1 protein-coding gene is annotated in these 225 nt (G+C 66.7%); it reads left to right on the top strand.

Annotation, left to right across the window (positions count from 1 at the left end):
* Nucleotides 1–225: hypothetical protein (locus tag JNB88_RS33360; protein WP_220359187.1), on the top strand; the 225-nt coding region annotated here is incomplete at both ends.

A 225-nucleotide genomic window follows, 5' to 3' on the forward strand; every position in this document is an offset into this window, starting at 1 on the left:
CTCTGACCAACGACCAGCTGGCCGCACTCGACGCCACGAAGATCGCCGCTCTCAGCACCAAGGCCGTTGCCGGCCTGAAGGCAAGCCAGATCAGCGCCCTGACGGCCGATCAGGTCGAAGGCTTCACGACGGCCCAGGTTGGCGTGTTGAGCGCCACGCAGGTTGGTGCGCTCGGTGCCGACGACATCGCCAAGTTCTCCGCCGATGAGATCGCGGCGCTGGGCA

Source organism: Rhizobium cauense, assembly GCF_019511525.1.
GTDB classification, from domain to species: domain Bacteria; phylum Pseudomonadota; class Alphaproteobacteria; order Rhizobiales; family Rhizobiaceae; genus Rhizobium; species Rhizobium cauense.